The organism is Paenibacillus sp. yr247 (genome assembly GCF_900103825.1).
Taxonomy (GTDB): domain Bacteria; phylum Bacillota; class Bacilli; order Paenibacillales; family NBRC-103111; genus Paenibacillus_E.
Genome location: NZ_FNIF01000035.1, coordinates 18,472 through 34,643, shown reverse-complemented (window position 1 = coordinate 34,643; position 16,172 = coordinate 18,472). Strand labels below are relative to the sequence as shown.

The window sequence follows — 16,172 nt, the reverse complement described above, 5'->3', positions numbered from 1 at the left end:
ATAGATTTTAGTAATAAATACTTAAACATACGAATAGGGTCGATAGCGTTTCGACCGTTATCCAAACAATAATTTCTCTTCAGTTCATCGTATACAAACGAGAAGTCAACGAGTTCTTCAATCTGTCTCAGTAAATTATCCTTGGGAACAACTAAGTTGTAAATCTCCATATATGGACTTAAAATCATCGACTGTTGGTTTTTGATCATCGTAATCACCCGCTAAGTATAATACCTTAATTATACAGAAAAAAAGGTACAGCCTCCTCAAAAAATTGAGGAAATCTGTACCTTTGCTGGACTTTTTCAGTGGCCTCGTTCAACCTCCACTGGTTTTACTATTTGAGTGGATATGTAGTATCCAGCAAATTCATCAAACAATTGAAAAGTATTGGCAGGTAATCTATAACTATAAATAGTTGTACTCTTTATCCGTTCGTACCAGTCAGTTTCAACCGCAACTACAATATCCGATTTGGTCAAACCAAAAAATTTATTGTTATCTTCATCGGAAATTTCATTAGTCCTAGTATAAACAATCCTCGGGCAATTTCTGGGAAAGTAAAAGGTATATTCATGGGCATCATCAATCGCCCAGACGACAGGAGGCATATCCCTGCGATTCAATAAAATCAATTCAATTCCAGTGTAATTGGTGTTGTGTAAATCAGTTATACAACTGTGTTTTTCTCTTTGACAAGAACTTGTATCGTTAAAATGAAAAAAGCCGCAACTGAGCGGCTCCTTATGTATATATGTTCTTGTCACCCGACATCTACTACCTTTTCCTTGGTGCACACGTGATGCAACGTTATACCATCAGGAGGAATAAAAGCCTCCTGTCCTTTAACTCCTCAATTGTGACTACCATTCGATAGCCCTCCATTGTCGATTTGCAAATTCATCTGACGAAGATGGTAACTTGGATAAGAATATAAGTCAGATGTATCCGAGATCTTTTACCACTCGTCAGGTTGCCTTCGTCTACCAGTTCTCTTACATCAAGATCTCTTCTTGATGTGAACGCTGAGGTCAAACGGCAGATGGTCCGCCGCCGCATAGGCGGCATCAATGTGCCCACCCTCCTTCTCGGCTAACATTTCTTGAAACGCTTTGCTTGCATACGTCTTGCTTTCTTCTCCTAAATCATCCCTTAAACACACGTTCTGAGCACATTCAATGAGGTCTTGAACGACGCGTTCCCAGAGGTAGTAGGTAAGCACCTTCCAATCAATCTCCGCGACTCCGTACCCTTGAAAAAACACATCAGCATGTGGTTGACGGACAAAAATAAAATCGCGCTCTTTAGGAGCCAGCATCACCTCATCCCAGTCAATCACAAACACGTTCCCCGCGTGATCGCAGATCAAATTGGATGCATGTAGATCAGCGTGACAAATGACGTGCGGGACTGTAAGTGACTGAAGCACCTCTGCCAGTTTTTCCAGAGAGGTTACCACCATTTGTATCGTGGATCGATGCTCCATCCAACAGGATAGAAATGCGCGCTCTGTGGCATCTCTACCAGTAGAGTGTGCATGTTCGATCTCGAAGTCCTGTACCCATTGCACGTATTCCGTCGGATCAAAGGTCTCCTTGCGCAATGACACGAAGCCTGTATGGGGCAGGGTGACCTGGTGAATATGGTTGAAGATAGCCCCCGCTTCCTTCCAGTGCTCCTGCGTCATCCCTGCCAAACCCGTGCTCCCCTCAATATAAGGAAAGACGGACACAGCCCAATCCTGTAGCTGGGTCCAAGAAGAACCACTAATGGTTGGAATGGGAGCAACGACAGATGTAATACCCTGATCTTTGAGAAAAGCGGGAATCAGATAACGTGGTTCATAGAGAGGCCTAGATGTCACTTTAAGCAGATAGGCAGTTCCCCGCTCGCTTATAGTACGATACACTCCGGCGCTGAAATCATGTCCCCGTGGAAGAAACTCAAGCGTGACGGGGCTCAGGTTATACTGGTCGTATAGACAGGCTCGAAGATGTTTCTCTGAAATATTCGGTGAATTACGCATATTTGGGTCCACCTATCCTGCCTTTATTTACTTTCATTGTTATTCAAAGAATTGCTTTCTCTTTACCTTAGACATTCGTCGTAATTTCAAACAATAACATTCATATGCCGTAAATGTAGCCGGCCCCCACTAGTTAAACAAATAATGGATGCCAAAGCACCCTGTATCGTTTCCACGTCCAAGAATCAAAGAGGGAAAATTCTTATCTTGGATGCATTAAACGACCATGTAGCTGGTATGAAGATACCACCTTCTGATAAGTCATTTCAAATTATTACATAAAATTTACCAACTGTAAACAGTGAGTTCACACTATTCTAGTGCAGTTCTATTGCACTCTTCTGCACGTTAGTTGAGAAAAGGCAACCGAATATCTGGCCGGTTGCCTTTGTCTCTTTATTAAGCTAAAGTTCTTCCAAATCCGCGTGGCTCTTTTTTTGTTTTATTAATAATTAGAAATTTGCCTTCTGACATAAATCATGGCTTGAATTCTTATTTGCCAATGTAATGAATAAATTGAAGAAGGATTGCAGTAGCGGTGAGGAGGATAAAAGTATGCCACAAGAGCCTGAATTTCTTGAAGCTGATTTATTGATCCATAATGCTAACATTGTAACCATGGATGAATCTAGACACACTTCAACAGCAGTTGCCATTAAAGGAGACCGCTTTTTAGCTGTGGGCAGAGATTCCGATGTTATGCGGTATAAAGGACCAAGGACTCGAGTTGTTGATGGCAACAAGCGCCTTATGATTCCAGGATTGAATGATTCCCATATTCATCTGATACGTGGCGGATTGAACTATAACCTGGAGCTTCGTTGGGATGGAGTGCCATCATTAGCTGATGCTTTACGTATGTTAAAACAACAAGTAGACCGTACGCCACCACCGCAATGGGTTCGAGTTGTAGGGGGGTGGACGGAGTTTCAATTCAAGGAACGCCGGATGCCAACTTTGGAGGAAATCAATCGAATTGCTCCGGATACGCCCGTATTCATTCTAAACTTATACCGCCAAGCCTTTTTAAACAAAGCAGCTTTGCGTGCGGTTGGGTATACGAAAGATACGCCAGATCCGCCAGGCGGAGAAATTCAGCGGGATAGCAATGGCAATCCAACCGGACTGCTTCTCGCCAAGCCGAATGCGACGATATTATACGCTACCTTAGCAAAGGGACCCAAGCTTTCCTATGAAGATCAGTTGAACTCCACGCGGCTGTTCATGCGGGAAATGAATCGCTTTGGCGTGACGAGCGTCATCGATGCCGGCGGCGGATTCCAAAATTATCCGGAAGATTATAAAGTATTTCAGGAACTCGACAATAACGGTGAACTTACCGTTCGCACAGCATACAATCTGTTTACGCAGCATCCAGGCCATGAACTGGAAGATTTTAAATCATGGACTGCTACAACGAAGCCATATACAGGCAGCCCTTACTATAGGCACAACGGCGGCGGTGAAATGCTTGTATACAGCGCGGCTGACTACGAAAACTTTTCTGAACCTCGCCCGATTTTACCTGCTGTCATGGAACATGAATTATATGACGTTGTCCGGCTGCTGGTCCAACAGCGATGGCCTTTCAGGCTCCACGCCACATATGGCGAGGACATTACTCGCTTCCTCAACGTGTTTGAAAGTGTAAATAAAGAAGTTCCATTTAAAAATCTGCGGTGGATATTAGACCATGCTGAAACGATCCGAGAGAAGGATTTGGAACGTGTCATCGAACTAGGCGGTTCCATTGCAGTTCAAAACCGGATGGCCTTTCAAGGGGAATATTTCGTCGACAGATATGGAGCTGAAGAAGCTAAACATGCTCCGCCCATCGTAAAAATGCTTTCACATGGATTGCATGTAGGCGTCGGAACAGACGCTACAAGGGTAGCTAGTTATAACCCGTGGGTCTCCTTATATTGGTTGGTTACTGGAAAAACACTTGGTGGCCTGCGGTTGTACCCTGCTTCCAATCGGGTTGACCGACACCAAGCGCTTCGTATGTATACAGCCGGAAATGCCTGGTTCTCGAAGGAAGAGGACGTAAAAGGCCAAATTAAGCCAGGCTATTATGCAGATTTATCGATCCTGTCTAATGATTTCTTCTGTGTCTCCGACGAGGAAATCAAACGCATCGAATCCGTGCTGACGGTCGTAGGCGGAAAGATTGTGTATGGAGCCCGTGAATTCGCAAAATTGTCGCCTCCAGCTCCTAAAGCGAGTCCAGACTGGTCGCCGATCAATTACTTTGACGGTTATTATAAAGCCCCACATGATGGAGGTGGCGGTGGTCCTTGGATTCATATGCCACGTGCACATCATTGCAACCATCATCACGGAAGTGGTTTCTGCGACTTGGATTGCTTCGTCTTTTGAAGGGACATAATTTCAATAAAACGAGCAGACTACCGCGGCAGTCTGCTCGTTTTTGATCTGTCAACTTTAGTTTCCTATTAGTGGCGGCTCCCATACCAATAAAAAATTCCATGGCTTACAGAAGCTTGCTCTGATTATTCGTGTGACTCCGGCATCATTGATTAATTACATCTCTTTGAGAACATACTCAGCCAACCCTTCCATCTGTTCATGCGAAGTCACATCTGTTACTTTATTGACCGCTTTTCCACCAGTCTTTTTGATCTTTTCTTGCAGCTTATTCTTTTCTTGGCTCAAGGTTCTCATCCCCCTGCAGAAACAATTTATTACGGGATCATCCAAATCTAAAAAGGATGAAATCCTGTGAATAAACGACCTTGCGTGAGAATATCAAATCATACCGAGAGAGTTGAACTAAGGCTGCTGACTGCTTGTATGTATTTCAGTTTTTATATTTTGTTATTCGGTAATATGCCAGAGAACGCCCGCGGGGTCGATAAGATGGATTGCACGCTTACCATAAGGTTGGATTTGAGGGGAATTAGTTCTAATGTTATATTTATCAACTACATTTGTGCTTTGAATATGCTTCCACCATGAATCCAAGTCCTGCACACATAATTCCACCATATAGTTATTTTGCAATTCTATATTATGAAAGTTTTGTAAATGGAATTCCGTTTCATCAACCCTGAATATTGTACCTTCATCACTGGAGTAAATTTTTTCAAATCCGAGGTCTGTATAGAACTGCACAGCATGGGGGTAATCTGCACCTGACGGGATAAAAGGACGTAATTTATGCGCTCTCAATACTTCATCTCCTTTAAACCATTATTTTATGGGTACTCCATACCTGGTCTTCTCCTAGCGACAAGATTCCCATTTCGATACAATTCGTTGCAACTGATTTATTTCCTGTAAACCTGAACAAATAAGTTTGTTACACTACTGCCCGTTAACGTAATGAAGGCAATTTTATACAGCCGGCCTCTCAAGAGGGCAAGGCTGCATTTGTTTTAAGGCTTTTAATTGGATGGAATGATTCGAATATCCTTATCCAAATTGGCAAGCATCATGAAATTACGATTGAAAGTAAAGATGCGTTTTACCTGATAATAGGACATGGTCACAGCAGTGAATGCTTCGCTGAGCGAGAAACGGAGCTCGGGCCTGTCCATAAGCAGTCTGCGCGATTCTCCCTCAAATTCGGGGCCGCTGGAGATGAGCGCCAGCTTGCCTTTACTCACTGCTTTATCAATTGCATTCAGAAAATATTCCGCCTGCTGATAGCTGTATTCATTGCGAAGCCATTCGTGAAGATCAAATATAATGGAATTGGTCGTCATGTAATTACGTTCAAGATCATGCAAATCCAGAAACAGGGAACGGGCTTTCGCATAGTGGGGGTCTTCAGGGTTCATTAAAGCGGCTAAAGCTGTTTCATCCAGAAAAATTGCATCCTGAATGTTCAAGTGGTTATCCATATGTCAGCACTCCTTAATCCTCTAGTTTGGCAATTCCAACCAAATACAGAAGCGGGTTATCTTCCTTTTGATCCACTGAGATGGGGGTTGATTCGTATGGGGCGCTTGCCAGGTATTGGACAATGATTCCATTGACGATCGCTTGCACGGTCGTATGCTGCATATCGGCGATTGCTTTCAGTCTAACATAATATTGTGGATTGAGTTCTATAGTGCCTTCTTCTTGTTCTTCACTTCTTGAAGAAATGAATTCGGAAGCGGTAGACTTCGCTTTTTCGAATTGATTTTGAATGAAGCGTTTGTAATTATTCGCCATCGTGATTCACTCCTTATGCATAGCTTTTATAACGATTCGTCGAATTCTGTCGATTTCAGGGGGTAATGTCGGGCGGAAAGCCAGCTTCTGGCTTCCAGCAAGGTGATGGGTGTCTAGCGAAAAGCGGTAACAATGCCCATCACCATCCCAATAAATCTTAGGTTGCCATTTGATCCGTGTGCCCAAATTTACAGCCTTTTGGTCTTCCCCAATTTTTTTACCACTAATTTCATATTCATGAAAAAAGATGCTTATGGTACGATGGTTTAAGAAAAATGCCAAAACTCTGGAAGAACTAAACATAATTCCAAAGTGCGGGGGAGCTTTATGACGTAGCTGCGTCTTGGGGTGAATCGCATTGACGAGGGGATGTATCCTCATCCCAAACCCGACAACTAACCTCGCAGGCTTATTAAAAGGAGGAGCATCATGAAACGACATTTTAAGAAAACGATCTTCGCTCTAGCAACAGGGCTTGCTATTACTAGCCTTGGAACCCATGCATTCGCCTCTACCTATCAGGCAAAACCCCAGGATACTTTATGGAAAATTGCAAGTGCTAACCAAATTCCGTTAGCATCGATCCTAAAAGCAAATCCAAACATTAATCCGTTGAATCTGCAATCCGGGGAACTTGTAAATCTACCAGATCTACGCTACACCGTAAAGGATGAAGATACATTCTGGATCATAGCCAAAAGGCTGCAGCTTCCTTTAGATCAGCTTATGGCAGCCAATCCTAAAGTCGATCCAAACAATTTATACCCTGGTTTACTTTTGACGCTGCCTTCAGCATTAACAGAGAAGACTGTTCGTGTATCTTCCACATCGGCATCCTCTTACTCCATTTTGCTTGCAGGACAAGCTCAACCTTTTAAAAAGAAGATTTCAGTGAAAGCCACTGCTTACTCCAGTGATCCCTCTGAAAATGGCTGGGGTCCTATTGATTACTATGGAAATCCTCTAAAATTGGGAACTATAGCTGTAGATCCATCTATCATTCCAATGGGATCCAAGGTTTTGATTACAGGCTATAATAACATTGACAAGGATTTGCCTAGTGACGGTTTGATTGCTTACGCTACCGATCAAGGAAGCGCAATAAAAGGGAATCGAATTGATATTTTCCTTCCAGGAAGTGGACAAAAGGTATCGCATTTCGGCATTCAAGACGTTAATGTCTATATCCTAGAACCTTAATACAAATATAAATGATAATCCAGGGCTATTCCTGCATGATTTCGGCGGAATGCTTGGTGACGAATCTGGTAACGGATTATGCCGCAAGCTTGGCTTTATGAAGCGGTTTTTCGGGTTCTTAATTTTTGAGTTCTACATAGTATTGTTTAATAACTTGCTATATCGATATTTTCGTAATCGCTGAGTTTCCGTAAGGAAAACGGGGGAACCAATGTTTTGGGGTGAATCTTGGAAGAGACATGTTCGGGCAGCTTGTCCAAAACGAAATTTTCTCTTTCGAGTAGGGCGACTCTCGCGTCCGAATCCGTCAGCTAACCTCGTAAGCGTGAAGAGAGGTACCGGTTGTCGTATCTATTATTCTTTGGAATAAGGCCGCGGGAAGAACCTCTTCTTCCGCGGTCTTTTTTCATTTCATATTTCCGGAAGGTGAATGGACAAAACTATCTACGACTACTAACAAAAAACGAAAGTCACGTCATGTGTCATACATTACACGCGGATGGCGGGCTTGAAGGAGGACCGAACAAATGGGAGCATTCAAATATGAGGAGACCCAATTAAAGCGATCATCCGGCATGTCCCTTGCATTGCGATGGAAGCATAAAAATTTGAAATTCATTATGATTACAGCATTCCTATCTGTTCTGGGCATCTTTGGATTGCTGCTGCTGCTCTACGGTACGTCTGCGAAGTACGTTACCTTAGTAGTAAACGGGCAAGAGAAGAAAGTATATACTCGGCAATGGGTGATGGCACGTTTTCTTGAAGAACAAGGAATTGCCGTCGTGGCGCGAGATCGTCTCTCCGCATCTCCGGAATCGAAACTCGCGAACGGAGAGCGCGTTACCATTGAGCATACCGTGCCGGTTCAGTTGACCGCCGACGGCGAGACGAAGACGATGTACACGACCGGAAAAACGGTGGAACGCGCTCTGCAGGACTTGAACGTCACTCTCGGAAATCTCGATAAGGTTACTCCCGATCTGCATGCAAGCGTGTCTGAAAATACGGCGATTAAGGTTGTCAGAGTCCATAAGACGGTCAATGAAGTCGCCGAACCGATTGAATATCAAGTAGAAACAAAGTATGACCCGAATTTGCCGGCCGGCAAAGAACAAACGATTCAAGAAGGTAAGGAAGGCGTGCTGCTGAAAAATAAAATAACCCTGTTCGAGGACGGCGCGTTGGTCACAGAAACGATAGAGGATAAATTCGTAAGCACGGAGAGCGTAAATAAAATTGTCGCCGTTGGAACGCAGAAGCCAGTAAGCGCGCTCTCCGCATCGGGACAAGTTTCCAAGAACGGCGTTACATTCCCCGTCAAACAAATCATGAAAAATATCACTTTGACCGCGTTTACGGCAGGCGTCGCTTCAACGGGAAAAAGCAACGGAGATGCGGAATACGGCATCACTTTCACCGGTACGCATGTTACGGAAGGGCGTACGATTGCCGTCGATCCCAACGTCATTCCGCTCGGATGGTGGGTTTATATCGAAGGGATCGGATTCCGCCGGGCGGAGGATACCGGAAGTGCGATAAAGGGACAAAAAATTGACGTATATTACGAAAGTGAATCGTATGCGAATCGCTTCGGCGTAAAACGCGGTGTTACGGTATACGTTATCGGTCCCAAAAAGCCGTCGCTCGAATAAGTCTGCAGAAGCGCTCCTTTATGGAGCGCTTTTTTATGCGGCGAGAGTTCGATGATTCGTTAGCCAATAAGGTAATGTTTTCAACGCATCCACTCCCATTTTAAGGATATCACCGAAATCATAATACCATAATTAGGAAATTTTATCCGCTATACTTCGGTGACACCATTAACCTTGATTTCCCACTAACTTTAACTAAGTTTATAACTTAACGGATACGAGAGGTCAAACACTACGATTATTTCTGATTTAGAATAAAAAAAAGGATTTCCACAAAGCAAGTGTCTGTGTTTATCAAAATCAGATGTTTTAATGGGGCTATTGTTTTTTGATAAAGTTTCAGCAATCTTTTTCATTGAGTCACCGTTGCCCACGTATCCGTTGAAATATATTGGAAAATTTCGGTTCGTTTCGCTCATTGTTTTCACTCCTTTCTAATATTTGTATAACAATCTAAGATAAATTTTGTATGTAAGGCTTTCCTAAATGAAAGAAAGGATAATTATTCCTTTATGTTATATTATGCAACAACCTTAAATGTTTTCCTCCCATCTATTTTTTCATTCGGATCCAGTTTTGAAATCATGGTTTGAGAATCAGCTTTTACTGTTTTACCTGAAAGCTTCTCTTTTGTATCAACTCGAAAATAATTCAATATCTTATCCTTGATGCCCCAGAGAATTTGTTTTCGGTACAACAACGCTAATTTCCAATGCTTTAAACCGTTTTGCTTAGTTAATTTAACGGAAATCAAAAAGGAGCCGCTTCAAAGCAACTCCTCCACTATAGTTCTCCGTTACTTTAGTAACTCTTCACTGTTGTACGTTTTATTAATGTCCGCAAAGTTATGCTTGATATCAGAAAAAAATCCACGTTTTGACAAGTTCAAGAACACAAAGTTTGGAATACAAATTGAATCGGCACTTCATAAACTTTAAATACAAGCAACTCGACAGAGGATGTCGAGTTGCTTGTTTATTTTATATTGTGATGTCTTGAATAGTTCTTTAAGTGAGCTGTTTAGGCTCAATTGATCTTAACAGTCTTCAGGGGCAATCGTCGTATTAGTTAGCCAATACTGCTCACTGTCCTTGCTGAAACGGGCAAACTCGCCCTCCTGCGGCACTTCCCACTTCCGGAACCGGAACGTTAAATCCATCAGCGCTTCCGCATGAGCAATCGACGGCTCCTTGAGCAGCAGCTCCATCGCTTCGATGAAGCCTTGCGGTTTCTCCGGCGCTTTCTCAAATGCGAACATGAACTGCTTTCGGTTCGGAAACAGCATCCGATTATGCGCCAAAATGAGCCTCCCGGAAAAAAAGGCGAGCTTATGCGCGGTTTGTGTCAGCATAAAAATGTTTTCGCTCCACTCCCCCAGCTTCAAGTAAGCCATACGAACGGGAATTTGACTGTAGAAAGACTTCATTTTTTCCTAGCGCTCATTTTCCTGGTACACGGCTATTCGTCGGACAACATGTTCAATGGATGGATCGCCGTAAACGAATATCCTCAGAAATCGTTGTGTTTGTTTCTTTTGCGATGATTAAGGCCGTTTCTTTAGCCCTTTTGAGTGGACTACTAACGATTCTTTTTATCGGCATCTCGAGAAAATGTCGTGCTGTCGCTTGATTAGCAGATCCGTTATCTTCACTATACGGTGGTGCGCCAGGTTTTGTTGCGTAACAAATTATCATTTTATAAGCCTTCCCTTGAGGAATAGACTGTTTAAATGAAAGTATAAATCGCGTATTTTTATTTCCCAAGTGTTGCAATTCCTGTAGGCATTTCTTCCATTATGCTCTGAATCCAATAATTCTTTGGTTCAGTTCCTTTCATTTGGTCGACTGGCTGATCGTAAGTGACTTGTAGTTGAGTTGGTGATATTAATTAAAGGCGCATGGAAAAAAGACCTCCATATCACCTTTTGATGGGTGTGATGAAGGTCTTCTTATTCAAATCAAATCTGCACCTTGCTAAAGTATACACTCACTCTCAACTATATTTATCAGCTGTTTCAATTGCTGTACACTTTGATCTAAAGAAAGCGAATAATATCGCTGTGTGCCCTTTTGTTCTATTTTCACAAGATGATTGTCGCGCATGATTTTTAAATGATGGGATATCGCCGGACGTGAAAGGTTCGAGTGCGCAGCAATTTCATTTACACTTAAAAGTTCTCGTTCAGCCAGCAAAAGAATAATATCCTGCCTTGCAGGATCACTTAAGGTATTAAATAGCGGTATACATGCCCTGAATACATCAATAGCTTGTTGTGTCATAATTCGTTTATCCCCCTATTTAAAGCCAAAAACATGGGAAAATCACTTTTCTCCTGCGACATACTTGGCGATTTTAGCGGCCAGACTTCTTGGCATAAATTTAGCCCCAAGCGCACCTGCCATATTTAAACCACCAGTAACAATCACACGTTTTCCGCTCATCATTCCTTGATACCCTTTTTTTGCAACGATATCGGAGGCCATCGCCCGACTGAACATTTTTGTGCCCTCAACATTTGCAACAGAACCGAAGTTGGTTTTCGTTGCACCTGGACAGAGGGTTGTAACCGTAACTGAGCTATCTGACAACTCTTCCACAAGTGCTTCTGAAAATGAAAGTACATAAGCCTTCGTCGCATAGTAAACACTCATTAATGGGCCCGGCTGGAATGCTGCAGTACTTGCTACATTCAGAATCCTGCCGCTGTTCCTTTGCTTCATTTGTTTCAAGAAATAATAGGTCAATTCAGTCAAGGCAGTTATGTTTAATTGAATCATATTTAATTGTTCGTGAATATCCAGCTCATCAAACTTACCTAATAATCCAAAACCGGCATTATTAACCAGAACATCGAGGGAAATTCCTTGTTTTTCGACTTCTTCAAATACTTCTTTAGCCGCGCCAGGCACGCTTAAATCTTTAGAAATGATGGTAACTTTTACATTCGTGTAGGTTTGCTTGATTTCCTCCAGTGTTTGTCCGTTCCTCGCGACAAGAACAAGATTATAGCCATCCTTGGCAAACAGTTTTACAAACTCATATCCTAAACCGCTTGTCGCCCCCGTAATTAATGCGGTCATCGTCATGTATTGTCCCTCCAAATTCACTTGCGAATATTTGTTTAAATGTTCAAACACTTAAACATATACTAGTTAATAACCTGCCCGATGTCAACTGCTTGCCAGATTTCTACTGATTGTGTCTTTACTTTGGAAGAAAAGCAGTTGTTTTCACTATTCTGCCCTATCGTATTAAGAGGTCTCCAGATCTTTCTGGTAGACCTCATTTTTGTGTGTGGTCGTAAGTTAGCGGTAGCCGGGGATCGAAGGGTACTGACTGCAAAATCTTGAATTGCATATGTACGGAAAAATTGTTCGACATCCGGTTTCTTGAAAGAAAGCATTCTTTTACCCCGTACGGGATTGGTATAAAGGATCACACCCACGCCTACAGCTTATCAGCGTTGATGGGCCAGAACTATTGGTGCAAGACGGTGCAATCTCAGGTATGGTCGATTGGGGTGGTGTTCGTTTCGGCAGTGTTGTTGATGGAAGAAACACGAAATCGTCCGGAAGCCACCATTTTACCACACGCTCGTTTAAAAATTGGAGAAGCTCGTCTTTTCCTGCCGGCTGAGCGTTATCCTTAAGCACAACGCAGGCAAGCGGGCGTTCCCCCCATTTTTCATGAGGAATTCCTACGACGCACGCCTCAAAAACGGCGGGATGCGCCATTAGCTCATTCTCCAAATCGACGGAAGAGATCCACTCACCGCCGCTTTTGATTAAATCTTTCGTACGGTCAACTAGCTTCACATACCCCTCACCATTAATTACGGCGATGTCTCCGGTATGCAGCCAGCCGTCTTGAAAGGCCTCTTCCGTTCGTTCATCCTTGTAATATTCCTCTGCGATCCAGGGACCTCTTAGAAGCAGTTCGCCCATTTCCTTGCCGTCCCATGCGACTTCGCCGTTTGCTCCGACAATTTTCATTTCTACTCCTGGAACGAGCAGCCCTTGCGTGGAACGGATGTCCAGCAATTGATCCTTTGAGCTCTTCACCAAATTGCTTTTTATCCGAGTGACACAAAAGGCAGTCCCCAAGCGTTGACGTGGAACATCGGAACGATCGGCATCACCGTATCACGCTCGATACAAACCGAACGTATCCGTAAGTCCGAGGCATAAGCTATGAAGATAGATGGAGCGATGCGTATACGTAACGCCCTTCGGGTTGCCGGTCGTCGCGGAAGTATAACACATGCCTGCAGGAGCGCTTTCATGAATATCCGTCGAAAATTCGTACGCTGCGTTTTCATCCGCGAGGAGCCGTTCATAAGAATAGACCGGCTGAAGTGAGGCGGCAGGAAGACTCTCTTGATTTGTCATCACGATAAATCCTTTAACGGTGTGCAGCTTGCTGCTGATCCTTTCGATAACGGGAAGCAAAGTTTCGTCGACCAAAAGAAAAGTATCTTCCGCATGGTTCAAAATGTAGACGATGTGCTCGTTGAGCAGACGAATGTTTACGGTGTGCAGGACAGCACCCATACAGGGGATAGCGAAATATGCTTCAAGATGCCGGTGGTCGTTCCAGTCAAATGTGGCGATACGGTCGCCGCGTTTAGCGCCAAGCGCCTGGCAAAGCGGAAGCAAGCCGTCTCGTCCGTTCAGCAAAATCCTTGTACGTATAACGAAATATTTGCCCACCGGCTCGGGAGACCACCTCTCTATTTCGAAACAACGTCTAGGCTCTTACCAGCATGGAATGCAGTGTCAATGAAAACCCTTCCATTTCTTTGATCCCCCTTAATTATAATGTTTATTAGCTCGTTTATTAGCTCTTATTTATAAAATCATTGTGGAATCGGTGCAGCAGGAACGAAGAGCTCCTATTTTAGCTTATTTCCTTTAATGACCCCGAAAAACAGGCGCTCTCTTTTCTAAAAAAGCAGCTACGCCCTCCTCGTGATCCTTGGATGCCCCCAAAAGCCGCTGTCCTTCTTCTTCCCAGCCTAATACAGTATTCAAATCACTATCCAAGCTTTTATACATAATTTCTTTCATCTTCCCGAATGCTAACGGAGGCTTATGGGCAAGCTGCTGAGCAAACAAACGAACCTCTTCGTTAAATTGGTCAGCTGAAATCGCTTTATTGATCAAACCTATGTTTTCCGCTTCCGTTCCATTCAGAATGGAACCAAGCGAGGAAAGCTCTAATGCTTTTGCCAATCCCACGATTCTAGGCAAAAAGAAATGTGCCCCCGCATCTGGAATTAGCCCAATTTTAATAAAAGCTACCGTTAATTTCGCCTCTTTCGTCACTAAGCGGAAATCACAGGCAAGCGCAAAACTTAGTCCTGCACCTGCAGCTACCCCATGAATGGCAGCAATAATTGGCTTTTGTATGCCCATCATGTACCGCAGAAGCTTATTATAGGTTTGACTTAAATAGTCTCCGTAATCAAATCTTTCCTGAAAATTCATACTCGTTAAGTCGGCGCCGGATGAAAAACCTTTTCCTTCTCCTCTCAAGACGATACAGCGGACATCCGGATTTTCATTAGCGGCTGAGAAAGCAGCATACAGGTCCTTGTGCATCTCCAAATTAATGGCATTAATCGTTTTGGGATTATTCATCGAGATTGTGGCCACATGGTTTTCTATTGCATATTTTACAGTTTCAAACATAGTGTCAGCCCCCTACAAATTTTTCGACGATCGTGCCATTAATGAGACTTCCGCTTGTTTATACTCCTGACAGAGCTCTTCAACCAAACTGGCTACAGGCATAACCCGCTTAATGGCATTAACCCCCTGTCCTGCAGACCAGATGTCCTTCCATGCTTTATTATCAGGCTTATTCAATTGTGAGAGGTTCACCGCTTCTTTCTTCTCGAGCTTATCAGGGTCAAGACCGGCATTACGGATGCTTTGAATAAGAAAATTGGCCTTCACACCGCTTAATGCATCAGTATAAATGATATCGTCTGACGTCGACTCAATCAGCATATTTTGGTATTCTTCGCTTGCAAATCCTTCGGAGGCGGCAATGAAACGGGTGCCCATATAAGCAAAATCGGCGCCAAGAGCTGCGGCGGCGAAAACGTCTTGCCCGCTGGTAATACAGCCGGCCAATATGATAGCTCCATCCCAGAACTCGCGTACCGCTCCCATAAAAGCAAAAGGATTAATGGCACCAGCGTGACCTCCTGCTCCATGGCTGACAAGGATAAGTCCATCAACGCATGTCTGAGCGGCTTTTCTGGCATGGGTTAAATTGCTGACATCCGAGAACACAAGCCCTCCATATTGATGCACAAGCTCGACAACGGGCCCCGGAGCTCCAAGCGATGTAATGACAATCGGCGGCTGGTATTTCTTAATAAGCTCAACGTCCGAATCATACCGCGTATTGGTCTTATGAACGATAAGATTCACCGCCCAGGGAGCAATACGGCGCTCGGGCTCCTTAGATTTAGCCGCCTCGAGCTCTTCCGTAATTCGTTTCATCCAATCATCCAAAATATCGGCTGTTCGTGCATTCAATAAAGGGAACGAGCCGATAATCCCCGATTTACAACATTCAATAACCATCTCCGGACTAGAAATAAGAAACATCGGAGCCGCGATCACCGGTAACGTCATTTGTTCAGTTATTCGCGATAGTGTATTGGTTGACAATTTACCCCACCCTCTCAAGATAATTAATTTCGGGCATACATAAAGCGCTTACACACAATTAATTATGAATGAATACTCATTCATTATATGCTATATTTTACCACCTTAAGTGATGTAATGACAAGAAAAATTAATGTTTTGTTACCTGCCCACTGAATGGTGGTGGAACTAACGTTCTAGTTGAATTCTTTCTCGTTGGATGTAACCAAAGGTACATCACCAACATATAAATTAGGATGAAATTAATCCTATATTAGGAGGAAGTTATGGATATAAGAGATTATGGCTTTCAATCTCATCATTTCCGAACCCTTCCATAGAACAAGCAAAACAACTTGCTGTTGAGATCGAGAAAAAATTTCGACTGCATGGTCAATCTTCGCCATATATCGAAAGATTGCTTTTTCCAAAACAAAAGCAATCCCC

The 16,172-nt window shown here is 43.4% G+C and carries 16 protein-coding genes, 2 pseudogenes and 2 riboswitches; of the genes and pseudogenes, 3 read left to right on the top strand and 15 right to left on the bottom strand.

Annotation, left to right across the window (positions count from 1 at the left end):
• From BLT91_RS27870 to BLT91_RS27860, 3 genes and pseudogenes are all read right to left on the bottom strand, one after another.
• Window positions 1–209 (bottom strand): annotated as a pseudogene (locus tag BLT91_RS27870) (IS5/IS1182 family transposase); the annotation flags it as partial.
• Window positions 210–305: 96 nt separating this feature from the next.
• Window positions 306–767 (bottom strand): DUF6886 family protein, encoded by a 462-nt coding sequence (locus tag BLT91_RS27865; protein ID WP_090827245.1) that lies wholly within the window; start codon window positions 765–767, stop codon window positions 306–308.
• 233 nt (window positions 768–1,000) lie between these two features.
• Window positions 1,001–2,026 (bottom strand): phosphotransferase, encoded by a 1,026-nt coding sequence (locus BLT91_RS27860; RefSeq protein WP_090827243.1) that lies wholly within the window; start codon window positions 2,024–2,026, stop codon window positions 1,001–1,003.
• 555 nt (window positions 2,027–2,581) lie between these two features.
• Between BLT91_RS27860 and BLT91_RS27855 the strand changes: the two genes are divergently transcribed.
• Window positions 2,582–4,405: an amidohydrolase gene (locus BLT91_RS27855; RefSeq protein WP_090827241.1), complete on the top strand. Its 1,824-nt coding sequence runs from the start codon at window positions 2,582–2,584 to the stop codon at window positions 4,403–4,405.
• A 165-nt stretch (window positions 4,406–4,570) separates the two neighbouring features.
• Here BLT91_RS27855 and BLT91_RS33700 read toward each other — a convergent pair whose 3' ends face one another.
• The 4 genes from BLT91_RS33700 to BLT91_RS27840 form a co-directional block, all read right to left on the bottom strand.
• Window positions 4,571–4,702, bottom strand: coding sequence for a hypothetical protein (locus BLT91_RS33700; RefSeq protein ID WP_302847564.1), 132 nt, complete (start codon window positions 4,700–4,702; stop codon window positions 4,571–4,573).
• Window positions 4,703–4,864: 162 nt separating this feature from the next.
• Window positions 4,865–5,218, bottom strand: a complete 354-nt coding sequence (locus BLT91_RS27850; protein WP_090827239.1) for a VOC family protein — start codon at window positions 5,216–5,218, stop codon at window positions 4,865–4,867.
• Window positions 5,219–5,433: 215 nt separating this feature from the next.
• Entirely contained in the window at window positions 5,434–5,892 is a 459-nt protein-coding gene (locus BLT91_RS27845) for a hypothetical protein (protein ID WP_090827237.1), read from the bottom strand.
• Window positions 5,893–5,905: 13 nt separating this feature from the next.
• Window positions 5,906–6,208: a hypothetical protein gene (locus BLT91_RS27840; RefSeq protein WP_090827235.1), complete on the bottom strand. Its 303-nt coding sequence runs from the start codon at window positions 6,206–6,208 to the stop codon at window positions 5,906–5,908.
• A gap of 266 nt (window positions 6,209–6,474) precedes the next feature.
• A riboswitch (cyclic di-AMP (ydaO/yuaA leader) is annotated at window positions 6,475–6,632 on the top strand.
• A 5-nt stretch (window positions 6,633–6,637) separates the two neighbouring features.
• Here BLT91_RS27840 and BLT91_RS33695 point away from each other — a divergent pair.
• Complete coding sequence (locus tag BLT91_RS33695; RefSeq protein WP_090827231.1) at window positions 6,638–7,408, top strand: LysM peptidoglycan-binding domain-containing protein; 771 nt, start codon at window positions 6,638–6,640, stop codon at window positions 7,406–7,408.
• 168 nt (window positions 7,409–7,576) lie between these two features.
• Window positions 7,577–7,748, top strand: a riboswitch (cyclic di-AMP (ydaO/yuaA leader).
• Window positions 7,749–7,935: 187 nt separating this feature from the next.
• Complete coding sequence (locus tag BLT91_RS27825; protein ID WP_090827229.1) at window positions 7,936–9,063, top strand: 3D domain-containing protein; 1,128 nt, start codon at window positions 7,936–7,938, stop codon at window positions 9,061–9,063.
• A 520-nt stretch (window positions 9,064–9,583) separates the two neighbouring features.
• Here BLT91_RS27825 and BLT91_RS27815 read toward each other — a convergent pair.
• From BLT91_RS27815 to BLT91_RS27775, 8 genes and pseudogenes are all read right to left on the bottom strand, one after another.
• Entirely contained in the window at window positions 9,584–9,817 is a 234-nt protein-coding gene (locus BLT91_RS27815) for a hypothetical protein (RefSeq protein ID WP_090827223.1), read from the bottom strand.
• Between the two features lie 282 nt (window positions 9,818–10,099).
• Window positions 10,100–10,489, bottom strand: a complete 390-nt coding sequence (locus BLT91_RS27810; RefSeq protein ID WP_090827221.1) for a hypothetical protein — start codon at window positions 10,487–10,489, stop codon at window positions 10,100–10,102.
• A gap of 52 nt (window positions 10,490–10,541) precedes the next feature.
• Window positions 10,542–10,826, bottom strand: a complete 285-nt coding sequence (locus tag BLT91_RS27805; RefSeq protein WP_254777172.1) for a histidine phosphatase family protein — start codon at window positions 10,824–10,826, stop codon at window positions 10,542–10,544.
• A 210-nt stretch (window positions 10,827–11,036) separates the two neighbouring features.
• Window positions 11,037–11,342, bottom strand: coding sequence for an ArsR/SmtB family transcription factor (locus BLT91_RS27800; protein WP_090827219.1), 306 nt, complete (start codon window positions 11,340–11,342; stop codon window positions 11,037–11,039).
• 42 nt (window positions 11,343–11,384) lie between these two features.
• Complete coding sequence (locus tag BLT91_RS27795) at window positions 11,385–12,149, bottom strand: SDR family NAD(P)-dependent oxidoreductase (protein WP_090827218.1); 765 nt, start codon at window positions 12,147–12,149, stop codon at window positions 11,385–11,387.
• Window positions 12,150–12,470: 321 nt separating this feature from the next.
• Window positions 12,471–13,806, bottom strand: a pseudogene (locus BLT91_RS27785) (AMP-binding protein).
• A gap of 167 nt (window positions 13,807–13,973) precedes the next feature.
• Complete coding sequence (locus BLT91_RS27780; protein ID WP_090827215.1) at window positions 13,974–14,753, bottom strand: enoyl-CoA hydratase/isomerase family protein; 780 nt, start codon at window positions 14,751–14,753, stop codon at window positions 13,974–13,976.
• Between the two features lie 12 nt (window positions 14,754–14,765).
• Window positions 14,766–15,710 (bottom strand): NAD(P)H-dependent flavin oxidoreductase, encoded by a 945-nt coding sequence (locus tag BLT91_RS27775; RefSeq protein ID WP_090827251.1) that lies wholly within the window; start codon window positions 15,708–15,710, stop codon window positions 14,766–14,768.
• Between the last annotated feature and the right edge of the window lie 462 nt (window positions 15,711–16,172).

Excerpts from the sequence above, each read along its gene's own strand:
- BLT91_RS27860 (WP_090827243.1), bottom strand. The coding sequence starts at position 2,026 with ATGCGTAATTCACCGAATATTTCAGAGAAACATCTTCGAGCCTGTCTA.
- BLT91_RS27855 (WP_090827241.1), top strand. The coding sequence starts at position 2,582 with ATGCCACAAGAGCCTGAATTTCTTGAAGCTGATTTATTGATCCATAAT.
- BLT91_RS27845 (WP_090827237.1), bottom strand. The coding sequence starts at position 5,892 with ATGGATAACCACTTGAACATTCAGGATGCAATTTTTCTGGATGAAACA.
- BLT91_RS27840 (WP_090827235.1), bottom strand. The coding sequence starts at position 6,208 with ATGGCGAATAATTACAAACGCTTCATTCAAAATCAATTCGAAAAAGCG.
- BLT91_RS33695 (WP_090827231.1), top strand. The coding sequence starts at position 6,638 with ATGAAACGACATTTTAAGAAAACGATCTTCGCTCTAGCAACAGGGCTT.
- BLT91_RS27825 (WP_090827229.1), top strand. The coding sequence starts at position 7,936 with ATGGGAGCATTCAAATATGAGGAGACCCAATTAAAGCGATCATCCGGC.
- BLT91_RS27810 (WP_090827221.1), bottom strand. The coding sequence starts at position 10,489 with ATGAAGTCTTTCTACAGTCAAATTCCCGTTCGTATGGCTTACTTGAAG.
- BLT91_RS27800 (WP_090827219.1), bottom strand. The coding sequence starts at position 11,342 with ATGACACAACAAGCTATTGATGTATTCAGGGCATGTATACCGCTATTT.
- BLT91_RS27795 (WP_090827218.1), bottom strand. The coding sequence starts at position 12,149 with ATGACGATGACCGCATTAATTACGGGGGCGACAAGCGGTTTAGGATAT.
- BLT91_RS27780 (WP_090827215.1), bottom strand. The coding sequence starts at position 14,753 with ATGTTTGAAACTGTAAAATATGCAATAGAAAACCATGTGGCCACAATC.
- BLT91_RS27775 (WP_090827251.1), bottom strand. The coding sequence starts at position 15,710 with ATGACGTTACCGGTGATCGCGGCTCCGATGTTTCTTATTTCTAGTCCG.